Source organism: Corynebacterium sp. Marseille-P4321 (assembly GCF_903645305.1).
GTDB lineage: Bacteria > Actinomycetota > Actinomycetes > Mycobacteriales > Mycobacteriaceae > Corynebacterium.
Genome location: NZ_CAHJXO010000002.1, coordinates 382,092 through 398,966, shown reverse-complemented (window position 1 = coordinate 398,966; position 16,875 = coordinate 382,092). Strand labels below are relative to the sequence as shown.

At 62.6% G+C, this 16,875-nt stretch carries 21 protein-coding genes; 13 read left to right on the top strand and 8 right to left on the bottom strand.

Annotated elements, in window-relative coordinates:
- Entirely contained in the window at positions 1 to 594 is a 594-nt protein-coding gene (locus HWX32_RS11405) for a deoxyribodipyrimidine photo-lyase (protein WP_175935332.1), read from the bottom strand.
- A gap of 28 nt (positions 595 to 622) precedes the next feature.
- On the opposite strand from HWX32_RS11405, the gene HWX32_RS07185 reads away from it, so the two are divergent.
- A complete protein-coding gene (locus HWX32_RS07185) occupies positions 623 to 1,096 on the top strand; it encodes an S-ribosylhomocysteine lyase (RefSeq protein WP_175935331.1) in 474 nt (157 codons plus the stop codon).
- Between the two features lie 6 nt (positions 1,097 to 1,102).
- On the opposite strand, the gene HWX32_RS07180 is transcribed toward HWX32_RS07185, so the two are convergent.
- Positions 1,103 to 2,026, bottom strand: coding sequence for a suppressor of fused domain protein (locus HWX32_RS07180; protein ID WP_175935330.1), 924 nt, complete (start codon positions 2,024 to 2,026; stop codon positions 1,103 to 1,105).
- A 163-nt stretch (positions 2,027 to 2,189) separates the two neighbouring features.
- Between HWX32_RS07180 and HWX32_RS07175 the strand changes: the two genes are divergently transcribed.
- Positions 2,190 to 2,978 (top strand): Bax inhibitor-1/YccA family protein, encoded by a 789-nt coding sequence (locus HWX32_RS07175; protein WP_075467129.1) that lies wholly within the window; start codon positions 2,190 to 2,192, stop codon positions 2,976 to 2,978.
- 190 nt (positions 2,979 to 3,168) lie between these two features.
- Complete coding sequence (locus tag HWX32_RS07170; protein ID WP_175935328.1) at positions 3,169 to 3,930, top strand: SDR family NAD(P)-dependent oxidoreductase; 762 nt, start codon at positions 3,169 to 3,171, stop codon at positions 3,928 to 3,930.
- A gap of 95 nt (positions 3,931 to 4,025) precedes the next feature.
- On the opposite strand, the gene HWX32_RS07165 is transcribed toward HWX32_RS07170, so the two are convergent.
- The 3 genes from HWX32_RS07165 to HWX32_RS07155 form a co-directional block, all read right to left on the bottom strand.
- Complete coding sequence (locus tag HWX32_RS07165; RefSeq protein ID WP_075467135.1) at positions 4,026 to 4,535, bottom strand: hypothetical protein; 510 nt, start codon at positions 4,533 to 4,535, stop codon at positions 4,026 to 4,028.
- A gap of 34 nt (positions 4,536 to 4,569) precedes the next feature.
- A complete protein-coding gene (gene greA / locus HWX32_RS07160; RefSeq protein ID WP_075467137.1) occupies positions 4,570 to 5,091 on the bottom strand; it encodes a transcription elongation factor GreA in 522 nt (173 codons plus the stop codon).
- A 96-nt stretch (positions 5,092 to 5,187) separates the two neighbouring features.
- Positions 5,188 to 5,649, bottom strand: coding sequence for a DUF4307 domain-containing protein (locus tag HWX32_RS07155; protein ID WP_254868329.1), 462 nt, complete (start codon positions 5,647 to 5,649; stop codon positions 5,188 to 5,190).
- Between the two features lie 134 nt (positions 5,650 to 5,783).
- Between HWX32_RS07155 and mca the strand changes: the two genes are divergently transcribed.
- Genes mca through HWX32_RS07140 form a run of 3 tightly spaced genes read left to right on the top strand, consistent with a single transcriptional unit; the run spans position 5,784 to position 7,709 of the window.
- Entirely contained in the window at positions 5,784 to 6,647 is an 864-nt protein-coding gene (gene mca, locus HWX32_RS07150; RefSeq protein ID WP_254868328.1) for a mycothiol conjugate amidase Mca, read from the top strand.
- Positions 6,648 to 6,926, top strand: coding sequence for a hypothetical protein (locus HWX32_RS07145; RefSeq protein ID WP_175935326.1), 279 nt, complete (start codon positions 6,648 to 6,650; stop codon positions 6,924 to 6,926).
- 6 nt (positions 6,927 to 6,932) lie between these two features.
- A complete protein-coding gene (locus HWX32_RS07140; protein WP_175935325.1) occupies positions 6,933 to 7,709 on the top strand; it encodes an isoprenyl transferase in 777 nt (258 codons plus the stop codon).
- Positions 7,710 to 7,715: 6 nt separating this feature from the next.
- Here HWX32_RS07140 and coaA read toward each other — a convergent pair whose 3' ends face one another.
- Positions 7,716 to 8,639 carry a type I pantothenate kinase gene (gene coaA, locus HWX32_RS07135; RefSeq protein WP_075467205.1) on the bottom strand — a complete coding sequence of 308 codons (924 nt, stop codon included), beginning with the start codon at positions 8,637 to 8,639 and terminating at the stop codon, positions 7,716 to 7,718.
- Between the two features lie 97 nt (positions 8,640 to 8,736).
- Between coaA and glyA the strand changes: the two genes are divergently transcribed.
- Positions 8,737 to 10,029 (top strand): serine hydroxymethyltransferase, encoded by a 1,293-nt coding sequence (gene glyA / locus HWX32_RS07130; protein WP_075467208.1) that lies wholly within the window; start codon positions 8,737 to 8,739, stop codon positions 10,027 to 10,029.
- On the opposite strand, the gene HWX32_RS07125 is transcribed toward glyA, so the two are convergent.
- Positions 10,026 to 10,451 carry a DUF5997 family protein gene (locus tag HWX32_RS07125; protein ID WP_175935323.1) on the bottom strand — a complete coding sequence of 142 codons (426 nt, stop codon included), beginning with the start codon at positions 10,449 to 10,451 and terminating at the stop codon, positions 10,026 to 10,028. The genes glyA and HWX32_RS07125 overlap by 4 nt on opposite strands.
- A gap of 23 nt (positions 10,452 to 10,474) precedes the next feature.
- Between HWX32_RS07125 and HWX32_RS07120 the strand changes: the two genes are divergently transcribed.
- The 6 genes from HWX32_RS07120 to HWX32_RS07095 all read left to right on the top strand — a co-directional run bounded on the left by HWX32_RS07120 (position 10,475) and on the right by HWX32_RS07095 (position 16,077).
- Positions 10,475 to 11,095 carry a LysR family transcriptional regulator substrate-binding protein gene (locus tag HWX32_RS07120; protein WP_175935322.1) on the top strand — a complete coding sequence of 207 codons (621 nt, stop codon included), beginning with the start codon at positions 10,475 to 10,477 and terminating at the stop codon, positions 11,093 to 11,095.
- A gap of 55 nt (positions 11,096 to 11,150) precedes the next feature.
- Positions 11,151 to 11,735, top strand: coding sequence for a hypothetical protein (locus HWX32_RS07115; protein WP_175935321.1), 585 nt, complete (start codon positions 11,151 to 11,153; stop codon positions 11,733 to 11,735).
- A 113-nt stretch (positions 11,736 to 11,848) separates the two neighbouring features.
- Positions 11,849 to 12,025 carry a hypothetical protein gene (locus HWX32_RS07110; protein ID WP_175935057.1) on the top strand — a complete coding sequence of 59 codons (177 nt, stop codon included), beginning with the start codon at positions 11,849 to 11,851 and terminating at the stop codon, positions 12,023 to 12,025.
- The gene (locus HWX32_RS07105) at positions 11,949 to 12,197 is read left to right on the top strand and encodes a Bro-N domain-containing protein (protein ID WP_175935320.1); all 249 of its coding nucleotides are present in this window, start codon (positions 11,949 to 11,951) and stop codon (positions 12,195 to 12,197) included. The genes HWX32_RS07110 and HWX32_RS07105 overlap by 77 nt, the downstream gene beginning before the upstream one ends.
- A 5-nt stretch (positions 12,198 to 12,202) precedes the next feature.
- The gene (locus HWX32_RS07100; protein ID WP_175935319.1) at positions 12,203 to 13,216 is read left to right on the top strand and encodes a GIY-YIG nuclease family protein; all 1,014 of its coding nucleotides are present in this window, start codon (positions 12,203 to 12,205) and stop codon (positions 13,214 to 13,216) included.
- A gap of 11 nt (positions 13,217 to 13,227) precedes the next feature.
- Positions 13,228 to 16,077 carry a DNA methyltransferase gene (locus tag HWX32_RS07095; protein WP_175935318.1) on the top strand — a complete coding sequence of 950 codons (2,850 nt, stop codon included), beginning with the start codon at positions 13,228 to 13,230 and terminating at the stop codon, positions 16,075 to 16,077.
- Here HWX32_RS07095 and HWX32_RS07090 read toward each other — a convergent pair.
- Positions 16,074 to 16,649 carry an HNH endonuclease signature motif containing protein gene (locus HWX32_RS07090; protein WP_254868327.1) on the bottom strand — a complete coding sequence of 192 codons (576 nt, stop codon included), beginning with the start codon at positions 16,647 to 16,649 and terminating at the stop codon, positions 16,074 to 16,076. The two genes, HWX32_RS07095 and HWX32_RS07090, sit on opposite strands and share 4 nt — an antisense overlap.
- Positions 16,650 to 16,875: the final 226 nt, after the last annotated feature.

Genomic DNA, 16,875 nt, shown 5'->3' with positions numbered 1-16,875 from the left:
CTAGGCGCTCCGGTCCAGAAAGCTATGGAAGTGCTCCAGGGCGGCGTCTTCGCCCGTAGTGTTGTGCTCGGCGAGCGGGAAGGTCCAGGTTGGCGGCGGGATGTCGTCGATAAGCTTGTGCCCCTGCGCCACCTTCGGCGCGGGCAGTGGCGCGGGAGGCTGCTGCAGCAGACGCGACTGCATGGCTTTGAAAAAGGGTGTGAACACGCGGTACGGCGTGCCCGCGTCGGTGGTGACCTCCCACGGCTCTGCCAGCAGAAAGCTGGGGAAGGAGCGCGCGCCGACGGCCTCTTTAATCTGCGCGTCCATCTCCGTGGAGTGGTAGCGGCGGTTCCACACCACCTCGGCGTCGCACCCGCGGGCGAGGCGCGGGATGATCTCACGCGGATCGCCCCGCTCCACCATCAGGGGGAGCTTTTCGCTTAACGACGACACACTGCGCCACCTCCACCACTTCGCCGCACGCCCCAGCGGACGGTCCGAATCCCCGTCGATGACCACGCCCAGCACATCACCGCGCTCAGCGGCCCAGGAAAGCGCCGGATTGTCGGTGGTGCGCAGGTCGTCGCGGAACCAGACGATGGTGGTGGACACGTGTGTCTCCTTCAGTACAGTCGAGTACATGACTGATCGCATGAATGTTGAATCGTTCAACCTCGACCACACCAAGGTAGCCGCCCCGTTTATCCGCCTGGCGGACCGCAAGGAGCTGCCGCACGGCGACACGCTGGTGAAGTACGACATCCGCTTCAAGCAGCCGAACCAGGAGCACCTGGAGATGCCCACGGTGCATTCTTTGGAGCACATGTTCGCCGAGCACGCCCGCAACCACGCGGACAATGTGATCGATTTCGGCCCGATGGGCTGCCAGACCGGCTTCTACCTGCTGCTTTCCGGCGACCCTTCCGAGGCTGACGTGGCGGACCTGGTGGAGAAGACGCTTAGCGACATCACCAACGCTACCGAGGTGCCCGCGGCGAATGAGAAGCAGTGCGGCTGGGGCGAAAACCACGACCTCGAAGCGGCGAAGCAGGCCGCCCAGGCGTTCCTAGACGCGCGCTCCGAGTGGTCCACCGTTTTTCGCGAGGACGCGTAGCGTCGCCTAGCGCTCCGGGTCGATCACCTGGAGCGTCACCGGGCACGTACGAAGCCTGTACGTTCCCGGCACCGCATCGAATACGGCGAGTAGCTCATTCGCCACATCGCCGCTAGCGGCGAGCAGGATGTGGTCGGCGGCGAACTCGCTGCGTTCGGCCCGCGGGTCGAGCATGAACCACGTCTCGCCGCGCACCAGCGCAAACGGGCGCGAATGCTTCAGCCGGTGCCGCGCCCCGCGCAGCAGCGCCCGGGCCGCCACGATATCCAGGTCCACGCGCCCCGATTCGTCGGTTTCCAAGTAGCTCGCAAGCACAGCGCTTATCGACGACCCCTCGGCAACCGTCGCCTCTTCCACCCGACGCTTTGCCTCCGGGTGCGCCGCGAGCGGCTCGCGCCCGGGGTCCGTGAGCCCGAGCGGGAACACGTCGCCGAGCACGCCGGCAAACTTCACCGGGTCCCACTGCAACACGCTTTCGTAGTCCTCCGCGGTCAAACCGACTGCGTAGGTGAAACGAATGAGGCCGGTCGGTCCGTCGATAAGCCCAAGCACCGGGTCGGTGACAAACAGGTAGGCGGGCACCCTCCCGCGCGGGGTGGTCATGTGGTGCCCGGGCTCGATCTCGCGGCCGGTGCGCCGCATTCGGCGTGCCATGCGCGCGAGCTGCTCCGCCGGCCACTTCTCCGGCAGGTCTGTATCCGGCACCCTCATTGTCAGCTCAGTTTGCGTGCCGGCGATCTTCTGCGAGGAGTTCACCGCAGAGACACCGTACGTGCAATAGAGCACGTGGGGCAGCGGTTCCTGAACAAAAAAGGCGAGCACGTCGACGCCGTCGAAGGCGAACGTGAACGCGTCCGCGCCGCCCGTGACTTCGCTGAGCCGGGCCCTGATGGCGTCGCCGCCGAGCCGCGGCCGTGAAAACCAGCCCATATTTAGTCATAGTAATCCCGGGTCATCCCGCCCCAACGCAAGAAAACCTGAAGAAACTGGGAACCTTTTTCGGTCACGGGGCGTTGAAGGGTGTGAACGGTGGTCCAAGTGGCCACACCAGCACCGAAGTGTTGCAAGAAACATCGGAAAGGAAAAACCTCCTGTGAGAAGCTCCAACCCCGTGCTGCGCAACCTGCCGGACGCCGAGTCGTACGGCCAGGGCGCGCAGCTGAACTACGCACCTGAGGTCCGCGAGGACCGCCCGATGACGGTCGATGACATTGTGACGAAGACCGGCATCACCCTCGCCGTGATCGCGGTGGCCGCTGTCGTGAACTTCATGGTGTTTGCCTCCGGCAACTACAACCTGGGCATGATCCTCACCTTCGGCGGTGCGATCGCCGCGTTTGTCACCGTGCTCATCCACGCATTCGGTTCCAAGTTCGGCAGCCCCACCATCACATTGCTCTACGCCGTATTTGAGGGCCTCTTCCTCGGCGGTTTCTCCTTCGTGGTGGCCGGCGCGTTCTCGGTCGGTGGCGCTGATGCTGGCGAGATGATTTTCCAGGCCATCCTGGGAACCGTCGGCGTATTCGTGGGCATGCTCGTGGTGTACCGCACCGGCGCCATCCGCGTCACCCCGCGTTTTAACCGCCTACTCACCGGCGCCATCTTCGGCGTAGCCATTATGGCGCTCGGAAACCTCCTGCTGTACGTGTTCACCGGCAACTCCCCGCTGCGCGACGGTGGCACTGTGTCCATCATCTTCGGCGTGGTCTGCATCGTGCTCGCCGCGCTGGCCTTCCTGCAGGACTTTGACCTTGCGGATCGCCTCGTGCGCATGGGCGCGCCGGAGCGTGAGGCATGGGGCGTGGCCCTCGGTCTCGCGGTGACCTTGGTATGGCTCTACACCGAGATCCTGCGCCTGCTGTCTTACGTGAACGACAGGTAGTGCTCGGCTAAGCCAAGTTTGAGGGAAAGCGCCTCCGGATGTTTCGGAGGCGCTTTTAGCGTGCGGGGAGTGTGCGCGAGATGTGTACTCAGCGTGCACACCATCACCAGGAAAAGCACAGCTGTTCGTGGCTATGGTGGAGGTGTACCCATTGGAAACCGTTGAAAACAACGGGTAAGGAGCAGCGATTATGGCAAAGCACACTGGAAAAAACGTCATCGTCACCGGCGGCGCGAGCGGGTTGGGTGACGCGATCTGCCGCCGCCTCGCCGAGGAAGGCGCCAACGTGGTCATCGCCGACGTGGACGAGGAGGCTGGCAAGGCGCTCGCCGAGGAGCTCGACGGAGACAACGCGTTCCACTTCCTCGACGTGTCCTCCCCGGAATCCTGGGACGAGATCCTCGGCTGGTTCACCGAAAAGTACGGCACCCTGCACTGCCTGGTGAACAACGCAGGTATCGCCCCGCCGGCAGACCTGATGATGGATTTTGAAACTTGGCGCAAGGTCATGTCCATCGACCTAGACGGCGTGTTCCTGGGCACCCAGAAGGGTGTGCAGGTCATGCGCGATCAGGACGAGCGCGGCGCCATCATCAACATGTCGTCTGTGATGGCCTACGTTGGCCAGGACACCACCCCTGCCTATAGCGCCTCAAAGGCTGGCGTGATCGGCCTGACAAAGGCGGCGGTTGCCTACTGCGGTGCGCACAATCTGAACATCCGCGTCAACACCATTCACCCGGGCACCCATGAGACCCCGATCCTCATCAACGCCCTGCCGCACTTGCCGGAAGGCTTCAAGGAAGCCGAGCTGGGCCGACACCCGGTCGGCCACTTCGGAGACCCGGCGGGTCTCGGCGCGACCGTTTCCTTCCTCATGCAGGACGACGCCGAGTTCTACCAGGGCGCCGAGTTCGTCATCGACGGCGGCCGCCTCTCCGTCGACCGCTAGAACCGTGCCGCGCGCAGCTTGACTGCGTACATCGGCATAGAAAAACAGCCCGCGGTGGATACCGGGGCTGTTTTTCTATGCGCGTTTGTAACGGCTTAGTAGTCGTTCTCCGGGTTTACGGGAGCGCCGTCGACGGACATGGTGGTAAACACCAACTCGTCGTTGACAATCTGCGGGCTGCCCAGCACAACCTGGACACCCTCCTCGCGGTTGTCCGGGTCGAGCACAACGCGGGTGGCGGTGCCGGTAGCCAAGTTGTCATCCCAGCTGTCCCAGACGATGTCCTCCAAGAAGTCGTCCTGCTTCTTGCAGTCTACGGTGAGACGCTCGGGGCGCACCAAGCCGGTCACGCCACAGTTGTTCAGCATCGGGGTGCCGTCCTCGGCCACGACTGCCTCGCCGGTGTCCTGCGAAAGCTCGTCCGCCTCGGTGACGTTGGTGGCCGAAGCGGTGGCGCTGCCTGCGCCCTTCAGCGAGTTCGGATCCTGGGTCGTCGCCGTGTCGACTTTCTCCGTCGACGGGTTCTCGTTCGGCGGGGTGCAGCCAGCGAGAGCGATGGCTGCGACGGCGGCGATTCCGGCTACTGCTTTGCGGGATGCAATCACGGGATTGGGTCCTTCGAATCTTGGGAAAGTTGAACTATTTCGCGCGAGGCGTGGAAGCCTTGTCTGAATCATACGGCTCAGCGCTGACCACCGTGACCGAAATCTCGCGCCCGTTCGGGGCGGTGTAGGTACGGGTCTCGCCCTCGGCAGCGCCTACCACCGCTGCGCCGAGTGGGGAGTTCTCCGAGTAGGTCTCCAGATCGGCGTTGCCGGTGGCGGCTGCGCGGGTGCCAATGAGGAAGGTCTCGCGGTCATTCTCGTCGCCGTCGTAGTACACGTGCACGACGGAACCGACGTGGGCCACGCCCTCCACAACACCGGAGCGCTCCGTGGTGGAGTTCGACAGGATCTCAGAGATCTGCTTAATGCGGGCCTCTTCCTGGTCCTGCTGCTCGCGGGCCGCGTCGTAGCCCGCGTTCTCCTTCAGGTCGCCCTCCTCGCGCCGCTCGTTAATCTCCGCGGCGATAACCGGGCGGTTATCAATCAGCTGCTGCAGCTCGGCCTCGAGCTTCGCCTTCATTTCCGGGGTGATGTACTGCTGCTGGGCGTCAGCCATACGGGGTCCTTCCCTCATACGTGAAACAAGCCCGCCGGGCGCGGGCGAATAGATATACTGCGAAAACTTTAGCACACGGCGTTTGGCCGGTTTTGGCTACCGGGCCTGGTAGAAGTCGCTCCCCGGGTCGAGGTAGCTGGGCATTGTGGTGGAGCAGCCGTACACGTGACCGGACACTAAAGGCGCGCGCAGCGGCATTTCCACCGGGATGCGCACGAGTTCCTCGCCGCCCGCCGGCATGACCACCTCGCGGCGGCCCACCTCGGCGTGCGAGTAATCCACCGCGGTAACAATGCAGTAGGAGGGCACAGAGGGGTCTTTGCGCTGCACTTCGATCCAGAGGCGCCCCGTGGAGTCGTCGACATGCTCGGCGGAAATAAAATCGGCGGTGATCGGTCGATTCATGCGCTGCGAGATCGCGCGCCCGCCGACCACCAGTACCGCGATAAGCAGGACGAGGGTGACCACCGCGATCACTTTGCCGCCAGTGGTGCCGCCAGAGGTGGCGCGCTTAGCGCTTCCGTAGCGGCTGGCGGGGCGCGAAGACGTGGTGGACACGGGCAAAACCTCGATCAGTTAACGCGGGATTGGATGCTTCCCCGATGGTACTAAGATGGGCCGGAGTTGTTGAAATGGCCCGAAAGGCGAAAAGGGCGGCCTGTAACGGTTGCCTAGGAAGTAGGAGGTGTCGCGTGTCTGGTTTGCGGCTGTTGGCAATCCACGCCCACCCGGACGACGAGTCCTCAAAGGGCGCTGCCACGATGGCCCGGTATGCGGCGCAGGGGCACCGCGTGAAGGTGCTCACCTGCACCGACGGGCGCCGCGGCGACGTATTGAACCCGGCGATGGACCGCCCCGGGGTATTGGAGAACATCACGAACGTGCGCCGCGAGGAGATGGCGCGCGCGGTGGAAGCGCTGGGTGTTGAACACACCTGGCTGGGCTACGAGGACTCCGGCCTGCCCGAAGGCGACCCGCTGCCGCCGCTGCCGGAGGGTTGCTTCGCGCTGCAGGACCCGCTCGAGGTGGCGCGCGTGGTGGTGGAGGAAATTCGCAGTTTCCGTCCGCACGTGATCATTACTTACGACGAGAACGGCGGCTACCCGCACCCGGATCACCTGATGGTGCACGAGGTGTCCATGATCGCCTGGGAAAAGGCGGGCGACCCGGAGTTCGCACCCGAGGCGGGGGAGCCGTGGACGCCGCTGAAGCTTTACTACTCCCACGGGTTCATCCTGCAGCGCATGAAGCTGCTGCAGGACCTGCTCATCTCCCGCGGTGAGAAGAGCCCGTACGAGCTGATGATCAAGCGCTGGGAGGAAAACGAAGGCGACATCATGGACCGCGTGACTACGCGTGTGGAGTGCGCCGAGTACTTCCCGCAGCGCGCGGCGGCGCTCACCGCGCACGCCACCCAGATCGACCCGGCGGGAGCGTTCTTGGCCAGCCCGGTGGAGGATCAGCGCAGCGTGTGGCCGACGGAGGAGTTCGAGTTGGCGAAATCGCGCGTGGAGACGCAGCTGCCGGAAACCGACCTATTTGCAGGGGTGAAGTAGATGGAGGAAATGTTCTGGTACATCGTGGCGCAGGCGCCACCGGAGGTGCCGCGCGGGCCCGACTTCGGCAAGGCCTCGCCGATCGGCCTGCTGTTGCTGGTGCTGCTTGGGGTAGCGGTGCTTTCCATCGGCTACGCCTTCCACCGCCGGTTTTCGCGTTTCCGCCGCCGCCAGATGTTCGCGGAGGCGCACGGCATCGACCCGTTCGACGAAGAGGCCATCAACCAGGCGATGGCGGAGGCGGGCGTGCTGGATCAGCGGAAGAAGCGCAGCTTCTAGCTAGAATTGACAACTGTGTCAGTCGCGAAGATTCTCTACCCGCTCTACGAGGCGCGCCTGAAGCGTGAACTGCGGGGCAAGAAGCGCCCGAAGCATATCGCTGTGATGGCGGACGGCAACCGTCGCTGGGCGCGCGAATCCGGCTTCGAGGACATTTCGCACGGCCACCGCGTCGGCGGCGCGAAGATCGGGGATTTGGTCCGCTGGTCCGCGGAAATGGGGGTGGATGTGGTGACGATCTACCTGCTTTCCACCGAAAACCTCCGGCGCACTTCGGAGGAGGTGGAGCTGCTCTTCGAGATCATTTCCGGGGTGGTCGAGGATTTGGCCACGGAGGATTACTCCTGCCGCGTGCGGCTTGTGGGCAACTTGGGGTTGCTTCCGGAGGACGTCGCAAAGCGCATGCTCGATTCCGCTGCCGCCACCACCGAAAAACCTGGGCTGACCGTGAACATTGCGGTGGGGTACGGCGGTAGGCAGGAGATTGTCGCGGCGGTGCAATCGCTTATCGACGATGAGGCTGCCGCCGGCACACCCGCCGACGAAATAGCGGCCAAGGTCTCCGTCGAGTCGCTCTCCGAGCACCTGTACACCTCGGGCCAGCCCGATCCGGATTTGGTGATCCGCACCTCCGGCGAGCAGCGGCTGTCCGGCTTTTTGCTGTGGCAGGCGGCGTACTCGGAGATCTGGTTCACCGACACGTACTGGCCCGCGTTCCGCAAGATCGATTTCTTGCGCGCGCTGCGCGACTACTCGCAGCGCTCGCGACGCTTCGGCAAGTAGAACGCCTTACATCTTGCGCATGCGGATGCGCTGCACGGTGTGGTCGTAGTCTTTGCGCAGCACGAGCGACGCGCGCGGGCGCGTGGGCAGGATGTTTTCCACCAGGTTGGGCAGGTTGATGTTCTGCCACAGCTCGCGCGCCCGGTAGGTGGCCTGTGCGTCGTCAAGCTCTGCGAAAGATGCGAAGTGTGCGCCCGGCTCGCGGAACGCGGTGGAACGCAGCTTCAAGAACCGGTCGATGTACCAGCGCTCGATGTCCTCGGTTTTCGCGTCGACGTAGACGGAGAAGTCGAACAGGTCCGAGATCATTAGCGTCGGGCCGGTCTGTAAGACGTTGAGGCCTTCGAGGATGAGGATGTCGGGCTGGCGCACCTCGATGAATTCGTCCGGCAGGATGTCGTAGGCCTTATGCGAGTAGATCGGCGCACGTACCACCGGCTGGCCGGACTTCACCTCGGTAACAAAGCGCATGAGGTTGCGCCTGTCGTATGACTCCGGGAACCCTTTGCGCTGCATCAACCCGCGTTCTTTGAGCACGGCGGTGGGGTAGAGGAAGCCGTCCGTGGTCACCAGGTCCACCCGCGGGTGCGAATCCCAGCGCTGCAGCAGCACCTGCAGCACGCGTGCGGTAGTGGATTTGCCCACGGCAACCGAGCCGGCGAGGCCGATGATGAACGGCACGTGGCCCGGGTCGTCGCCGATGAACGTCTCGGTGGCCTTTGTCAGCTTCTGCCGGGCCCGCACCTGGAGGTGGATCAGGCGTGACAGCGGCAGGTAAATCTCCTCGACTTCCTGCAGGTCGAGGTTCTCGCCGATGCCGGACAGCTTGGCCAGTTCATCTTCGGTGAGCACCTGCGGCATCTTCGCTCGGCGCTGGCGCCAATCTTCGCGGCGGAAGTCGAGGTATGGGGAGGGCACGGGGCGGGACATAAATGCCATTGTCGCACCGAAAGGGGCGTCGATAAGCAATTGCTTCCCTATACTGCCAATGAGTAACTTGAACCGAGCAAGAAAGGACCCGGTGCACGTGTCTGAAGACCTCCGCTACCAGGATCTAGCCACCTTCGACCCCGAGGTGCACGAAGCGATTGTCGACGAGCTGGCGCGCCAGCGAAACACCCTCGAAATGATCGCCTCCGAAAACTTCGTGCCGCGCTCCGTACTGCAGGCCCAGGGCTCGGTATTGACGAACAAGTACGCCGAGGGCTACCCGGGGCGTCGCTACTACGGCGGCTGCGAGCACGTCGACGTGGTTGAGGAGCTCGCCCGCAACCGCGCCAAAGAGGTCTTCGGCGCGCAGTACGCGAACGTGCAGCCGCACTCCGGCGCGCAGGCGAACGCGGCGGTGCTCATGGCGCTCGCGGAGCCGGGCGATACCATCCTGGGCCTCGACCTCGCCCACGGCGGCCACCTCACCCACGGCATGAAGATCAACTTCTCCGGCCGCCTGTACAACGTCGCGGCGTACCAGGTGGAGGAGGACACCCACCTCATCGACATGGAGAAGCTGCGCGAGCAGGCCCGCGAGGTGAAGCCTAAGGTGATCATCGGCGGCTGGTCGGCGTACCCGCGCCAGGAGGATTTCGCTGAGTTCCGCTCCATCGCCGACGAGGTCGGCGCGTACCTGTGGGTGGACATGGCGCACTTCGCCGGCCTGGTTGCCGCTGGCCTGCACCCGAACCCGGTGCCGCACGCCCACGTGGTGTCCTCGACCGTGCACAAGACGCTCGGCGGTCCGCGCTCCGGCTTCATCCTGACCAACGACCTTGAGCTGCACAAGAAGCTCAACTCGGCGGTGTTCCCGGGCCAGCAGGGCGGCCCGCTCATGCACGTGGTTGCTGCGAAGGCGACCGCGTTCAAGATCGCGGGCACCCCGGAGTTCAAGGACCGCCAGCAGCGAACCATTGACGGTGCCCAAGTGCTGGCGGAGCGTTTGCTTCGCGACGATGCCCGCGACGCCGGTGTGTCCGTCGTCTCCGGCGGCACCGATGTCCACTTGGTGCTGGTCGACCTGCGTAACTCGCCGATGAACGGCCAGGAGGCCGAAGACCTGCTGCACGCAGCCGGCATCACCGTGAACCGCAACGCCGTGCCGTTCGACCCGCGCCCGCCGAAGGTCACCTCCGGCCTGCGCATCGGCACCTCCGCGCTGGCTACCCGTGGCTTCGAGCGCGAGGACTTCGTCGAAGTCGCCGACATCATCGCCGAGGCGCTTATCGCCGGCGAAGGCGCGGACGTCGCGGCCCTGCGCGCCCGCGTCGAGGCCCTGGCGGAGAAGTTCCCCCTCTACCCGGACCTCGAAGACTGGAAGATGCTCTAGTCGTTTTCTTCCGTGACGGTGCTTGCGCCGTCACCGCTCGCGCCGTCACCGCTTGCGTCGTCGTCTGCGGCCACGCTGTGCCCGCGCTGCTCTGCTTGAGTGGCGCGGGCTTTTCGCAACCATTCCGGCTGGTCGTCAAGCAGCGCCCGAATCTCTTCGGTGGTCAGCGCCTTGTCCATGTCCGCGTTCTTCAGCGCGTTGACGGAGATGCCGAGTTTTCGCGCCACCTCCGGGCGCGGGTGCGGGCCCGTAAGCCTGAGCTCCTGCAGCCACGCCGGCGGGTTGTCCTGCAGTTCGCGCAGCTCAGCGTGTGTGACCGCGCCCTCCTGGAACTCGGCGGGCGTGGCGGGCAAGTAGATGCCCAGCTTCTTCGCTGCGGTTACGGGCTTCATAGCGGTGCCGGATGGTTGCTCTTGCGTCATGGCCAAAACGGTAGCATTTGGCCATGCTCACCATCGCTTTCGTCACAGGCACCGAGCCGGGCAAGTGGTTCCGTCGTTACGAATCGCCGCTGACCACGATCCCGTCCGACGATCCGTTTGTTGAGGAAGCAACGCTTGCGCTCATGCGGCTGCCGGACCCGCGGGTCACGGACGACTACCACGTGGTTCGCCTTTACGACGAGGCCGCCGGCGTCGCCGTGCCGAAAGACTCCATCTACGTAGGGGAGCGCCCGACGCGCGAGGATCTTTCGGACGAAATTGTGAACTTTTCGGGGCACACGCCTATCGACGACCTCCGGTCCGCCCTCCAGGTCGTCGCCGCGAACGTCGGCATCGCCTACGCGCCGCTGCCGCTGTTGAAGAATCTGGCGAAGAAACAAGTGGTGCCGGTCGAGCTGGACGCCAAGCCCGAGACGCAAATCGCTTTGGTATGGAAAAAGGACGACGACAGTGATGCGGTGCAGGACTTCGTGGGAGTGGCGAAGGGGCGGACTGCCCGTTCCTCGCGGGGGAGTAAGCAGACGCTTAAAACGGCAGGCAAGCGCGAGAAGACAAAACCCCGCCAGCGCAAGAGGTCCATACGAAATCACCCCCGTTCAGGTGGGCGGAAACGCCGGAGTTAACCCAAAGTTTGCATAATGGGCGGAGCAATTACGCAACGAAGAAAGGTATTACTCAATGTTTTCCCGCAAGCTTGCCGCTTCCGCCGCTGCTCTGACTCTGGCTACCGGCCTGGTAGCCTGCTCCGACGACGCAGACACCACGACCGACACCGAGGTTGTGGAGGAGACCGCGACCGAGACCAACACTGCAACCGAGACCGCTGCAGAGGAGACGGTGACCGAGTCCACCTCGGCTGACGCTGCTGACAACGCTGACGCTACCGAGGAGCTCGCTCTCGCCGACGGCACCACCGCTATGGTTCCGGCTGGCCTGATTGCAGCTATGGACGACCAGGTTGACCCGGCCTGGGGCGAGCCGCTCTCCGTCGAGGAGATCGACAACGGCTGGGTTGTCACCTACGACAACGAGAACTACTTCGCTTGGAACGAGAACACCAACGGTGCTCCGCTGGTCGGCCAGATCGCTAACGAGTGGATCACCGACACCCAGTCTGAGAACGTGCTCGGCTTCCCGCTGGCTCCGGAGGAGCAGAAGGAAGACGAGTCCGGCTGGATCCAGGAGTTCGAGAACGGCACCATCGAGTGGACCCGCGGTGGCACCGAGGACGCCTTCACCGCGATCATCACCCCGAACAACTAAGCCTGAGCCTTTCGAAGGTATTTAAGCCTTTTACCCCGGTTTCCCGAGCAGGGAGCCGGGGTTTCGGCGTATTAGTCCTACGGCCAGAACTCCACTCTGACGTTTTTCGGGAATTGGAACTCGAAGATTTGCTGCGGAAAAAGTGGGAACCCACGCCTCGGCGACCGTTTGGTCTGGGGCTGATCTTCGCGGGCTGGTTCCTCGTGGAAAGGGTTGAAGTCCCCGCGTTCGTCGTCGTGGAAGAGGGGATCGGGGTACGGCGGTTCCTCGACCGGTTCGACGAGGAGTAAGCGAACTGGTGGGCTTAATCGACTAGATGGAGATGAAGTAAGTAGTACTGGCACCATCGACCGTTTAGGCAGGTCACAACAGGTAACCACTGTTAACGAGTCCGGCCTGTACGACGTAATCTTCCAGTCCCGCAAGCCGGAGGCAAAGAGGTTTCGCCGCTCACTAGGCTGAGTTACGTGAAAAGGTTTCAGCCCGGTGAACGGTACGACGTGCGAGAGCTGCCGTTCATCAACGCGCTCTTCGACGGAAAAGATCGGTGCGGGGTCTACCGCCTCTGGTTCGAGCGGGGAGATGCGTACGTGGGGCAGTCGCGAGACGTTGTGAGGCGATTCGCGGACCACAGGAAAACGTGGGGCTCAGATATTCAGTTTTTCGAATTCACGCCAGTTTCGCAGAACGAGCTCACGCTCTCCGAGCAGGAGCTCTTGGCGGCAACCGAGAAAGTTACTTCGGTTCGAAACATCGTCTGGGCGCAGCGCCCGGGCGGGCTGGAGACAATGATCTTCAACTTCGAAGATCGGCCCTCGATCAGCCTGCCGTGGGATCGTGCCGAGCGGATTCGTCCCGAAGAAAGCATCTCCGGGCGAAGCTGGATTACCGGGGATAACAAATGGCTCCAGTGGGCAGAGCTCGCAGAGCACCCGAGCTACGCTCACCTTCTCGATGTTATCGGATGGTACGTGCACGAAACCATCCCGGACCCGGTGCGCACGAACGAGCTGCTCTGGGTGATTAGTTGCCTGCCTTCGACGGGCCGGAGGCCAGGACATCGAAGGCTCGCCACTGTTTCGTGCGGGCACCTCGAGACTCTGGTGGTGGAAGAGCACCGAACAGGTGGCAAGAGGGCGATCAGCGTTCGGATCAACACCGAGCCTGTCGCTAACTCCTCCGAGCGGGCTACGAGATCGTTCCGGGAGCTCAGCAGGTACACCGCGTACAACGTTCGTTATCGAATCGCGGAGACCACCAGCTGGACCTTCGACCTCGAGAGTCTCAGGAGGGCGATTACCGGCGATCTGGTGTTTTCGCGCATGCCCGAGTTGTTGGAATCCGCCTACAAGCTCAACGTTCGGATGATGCGTCACTCGGGCACGATCCAGCGCAAGTACAACAACCAGCAGCTGGCGAGCGAAGTGCTTTACTCCGCTGTTTCGTGGAAAGACTGGGCGCACGGTACTTCGGATCGTTAGATTCGAAGGTTATGGCTGTCTCCCACCTGAACACCCGCCCGGACCGCGACACGATGATTCGCAGGCTTCGCGACTTCCAGATCCACTGGCTTAAGGAGCTCGAGGATTGGAAGGAGCAGGGGCTCACAGGCGAAGAGCAGCAGAGCGCCCAGCGTTTCTGGATCGACCTGTTCCGGTGCTTCGGTATCCGAAGCGAGCGCGTGAACCTGTTTGAGCGAAACGTCAAACGCTCCTCGACGGGCGGCAGGGGCCGGATCGACCTGTTCTACCCCGGCGTAGTTATCGGGGAGGCGAAGCGCCCGGGAGTTGATCTTTCCGTGGCTTACCAGCAGGTGCTCGACTACCTCAACGGTGGCGACGTGCTCGATACGGAATGGCCCCGCTACATCCTGCTGACGAATTTCGAGGAGTTCCGCCTGATCCGCCTGGGTGATCCTGAGCTGGCCTTTGATACCCAGTTCCCGCTGACAGAGCTGGCGGCCAACGTGGACGCGCTGAAGTTCCTGGCCGGTTACGACACGATCTCGAAGGCTGAGGAGACCGAAGCGTCGATCAGAGCGTCGCGTCTCATGGCTGACCTGTTTACCTCGATGGTGGGCGACGATGTGGACGAAGGTGTCGCTGACGAAACCGCCGTGGAGATGAGAGACGAGGATCTCGCTGTGCAAGAGACCTCGATGTATCTCACCAGAATCTTGTTCTTGCTGTTCGGGGACGATTCGGGGTTGTGGGAGCCGGACCTGTTCACCCGGTTCATCGAGGAATCAACCACACCGGAGACGCTGGGGTCTCAGCTCAACACACTGTTCGATGTGCTCAACACCCCGGAATCGAAGCGCGTGCGCGTACCGGAGAGCATGGCAAAGTTCCCGTACGTCAACGGTGCTCTGTTCGCAGAGAATATGCGCACGCAATATTTCGACGCTGAGATGAGAAGCGCGCTGCTGCGCGCCTGCCGGTTCGACTGGTCGAACATCTCCCCGGCTATCTTCGGCTCTCTCTTCCAGCTCGTGAAGTCCAAAGAAGCCCGGCGCGCCGCCGGAGAGCACTACACCAGCGAGACGAACATCCTCAAGACAATCGGCCCTCTGTTTCTCGACGAACTCAGGACCGAAGCGGACCGGCTGATTCGCAACAAGTCCACTCGCGTAAGCGAGCTGGCCGCCTTCCGCGACTCGCTGGCAAACAACGTTTACTGCGACCCCGCGTGCGGCTCTGGCAACTTCCTTATCGTGGCCTACCGGGAGCTACGCAGGATCGAGACAGACATCATCGTCGAGATCCGCAAGCGCTCTGGGGATACTCAGTTCGTGGTGGACGTAGCGCTCGAGCAGAAACTCAGTATCGGGCAGTTCTACGGTATCGAGCTAGGTTGGTGGCCTGCTCGTATCGCTGAGATCGCTATGTTCCTAGTGGACCACCAGGCCAACCAGGAGCTCGTGGACCGGGTGGGCCAGGCCCCGGTTCGCCTGCCTATCAAAGTTGCGGCCCACATCCTGCACGCTAACGCGCTCCAGGTGTGCTGGGAGCAGTTCCTTCCCCTGCCGAAGGGCAAGACGTACATCTTTGGTAACCCGCCCTTCCTCGGGGACCATACACGAACCAAAGAACAGAAAGCTCTGCTCCAGCAAGTTTGGGGCAAGGATAAACAACTGTCCCGCCTAGATTTTGTCACCGGCTGGCATGCGCAATCTCTTAATTTGCTGACTCATCGCCACGGGGAGTTCGCGTTCGTGACAACAAACTCAATTACCCAAGGGGATCAAGCCGCGCGTTTGTTCGGTGAGGTTTTCAGGGCTGGGTGGATCATCAAATTCGCGCACCGCACATTTGCCTGGGACTCTGAAGCGCCGGGGAAGGCCGCTGTGCACTGCGTAATCGTCGGCTTCACTCGTAATACGGCAGTCAAGCGACGGCTGTGGGACTATCCGCGCCCCCTCTCCGCCCCCGAAATGTCTGAGGTGAAGACAGGTATTAACGCTTATCTGGTAGATGGGCCCGATGTTCTCGTAACAAAGAGGAGTAAGCCCCTTTCGCCGGAGCTACCGATGGTCGATTACGGTTCTAAACCAACTGATGGCGGGTATTTGGTGGTGTCCGAAGAGGAGTACAAGGATGTGGTGTCGGATCACGTGCTAGCAGCTTATCTGCGCCCGTATATCGGATCTCGCGAGATGCTAAACAATAAGCGCCGCTGGTGTCTATGGCTCGTAGATCTCGATCCTGCGGATGTCGGGCGTTCACCCGAACTCAAGCGGCGTATCGAAGGGGTGCGTGAGTTTCGCAGTAAATCGAAGGCGTCTTCCACCAGCACCTTTGAATCGCACCATCTGTTCCGGCAGATAGGGTTTCAGTCGGAGGTTCCTTTCGTCGGAATCCCCGAAGTTAGCTCTTCGAACCGGCCATACATGCCCGTCGATGAACTGGACCCTAGCGTGATCATCTCGAACAAGGTTTACGGTGGGGCTGACTCAGACGGGTTACTATTCGCGCTTGCCAGCTCCGCAATGTTTGTCACGTGGCAAAAAACAGTGGGCGGTAGGTTGAAATCGGACATGAGCTTCAGTAGCACCATCGTTTGGAACAACTTCCCCCTCCCGGAACTGTCGAGCCAACAACGAGCTCGTATAATCCAGGCCGGGCAGGGCGTGCTTGCTGCTCGAGCTCTGCACCCGGAGCGCTCACTGGCTGAGCACTACAACCCGCTGGCTATGGACCCGGCGCTCCTTGCCGCTCACAAAGACCTCGACCGTGAGGTTGATAAAGTGTTCGGAGCACCGAAGCTGTTGCAAAACGAGCGCCAGCGCCAGGAGCTGCTCTTCGAGAACTACGCGCGCCTAACGAGAGGCGAGACTAGCTAGGCAACCGCTCTCAAAGAGTAGCGTTCGGCTGCACCGCCACGAACTGCATGTTTAAAACCAGCATAAGCGCAGTTTGACTTCACATTATGGTGCTTCTGGCACAGACAGTGGAGATTAGCGGGGGTTGTAGGCCCGCCTTCGGCGTAGGGGATCCGGTGATCGAGTTGACAGCGGGTGGCGGGCACATTGCACCCCGGGAAGATGCACTTTCCGTCCCGGGCGCGGACAAAGGCCTTCATCGCATCGTTCGGAACATACCCCGCAAGTTCGTGGTGCTCAGCGGCATCGAGGTCCACGACCTTGGGGTCACACTGCGCTAGCCAATCGTCGAACGCCGCAGTGCCCTCCGGCCCGGTCCAACCGGAGGTGGGCATGTACACCAGATCGCCCGGCAAGGGGCCTTTCGGCGTAAAAACGTGCACCACCGGGGGTGGCGTGGGGTCCAGCACCGAGCGGTGGCCGGTGAGCATCCTGATGGTGGCCTCGGCCGTGGAGATGTTGCGCTCGCGGGCGAACTGGAGGACATACGCCTGGATGCGGGCCCGGGTGACCTCGTCCGTGGTGAGGGTCATCCGGCTTTTCGCCGGTGGCGGCCTGAATCTGGGTGACGGTGAGCTCGAAGTCCTGGACCTGCGTGCCAGGTTCGGCACACTGGCCGAACACCGCCCAGTAGCCGTCGCGGACATGCTGTGCCCCGGCGGCGATTGGGTCCCCCTCGCGCTGAGTGCGAAAACGCATTGGGGGTGCAGTAGTGACGGCGGTCATGTTTTCCCCTCTCCTAATGCGTTCCATTGGAAC

Excerpts from the sequence above, each read along its gene's own strand:
- HWX32_RS07185 (WP_175935331.1), top strand. The coding sequence starts at position 623 with ATGACTGATCGCATGAATGTTGAATCGTTCAACCTCGACCACACCAAG.
- HWX32_RS07180 (WP_175935330.1), bottom strand. The coding sequence starts at position 2,026 with ATGGGCTGGTTTTCACGGCCGCGGCTCGGCGGCGACGCCATCAGGGCC.
- HWX32_RS07170 (WP_175935328.1), top strand. The coding sequence starts at position 3,169 with ATGGCAAAGCACACTGGAAAAAACGTCATCGTCACCGGCGGCGCGAGC.
- greA (WP_075467137.1), bottom strand. The coding sequence starts at position 5,091 with ATGGCTGACGCCCAGCAGCAGTACATCACCCCGGAAATGAAGGCGAAG.
- HWX32_RS07145 (WP_175935326.1), top strand. The coding sequence starts at position 6,648 with ATGGAGGAAATGTTCTGGTACATCGTGGCGCAGGCGCCACCGGAGGTG.
- coaA (WP_075467205.1), bottom strand. The coding sequence starts at position 8,639 with ATGTCCCGCCCCGTGCCCTCCCCATACCTCGACTTCCGCCGCGAAGAT.
- HWX32_RS07125 (WP_175935323.1), bottom strand. The coding sequence starts at position 10,451 with ATGACGCAAGAGCAACCATCCGGCACCGCTATGAAGCCCGTAACCGCA.
- HWX32_RS07120 (WP_175935322.1), top strand. The coding sequence starts at position 10,475 with ATGCTCACCATCGCTTTCGTCACAGGCACCGAGCCGGGCAAGTGGTTC.
- HWX32_RS07115 (WP_175935321.1), top strand. The coding sequence starts at position 11,151 with ATGTTTTCCCGCAAGCTTGCCGCTTCCGCCGCTGCTCTGACTCTGGCT.
- HWX32_RS07095 (WP_175935318.1), top strand. The coding sequence starts at position 13,228 with ATGGCTGTCTCCCACCTGAACACCCGCCCGGACCGCGACACGATGATT.
- HWX32_RS07090 (WP_254868327.1), bottom strand. The coding sequence starts at position 16,649 with ATGACCCTCACCACGGACGAGGTCACCCGGGCCCGCATCCAGGCGTAT.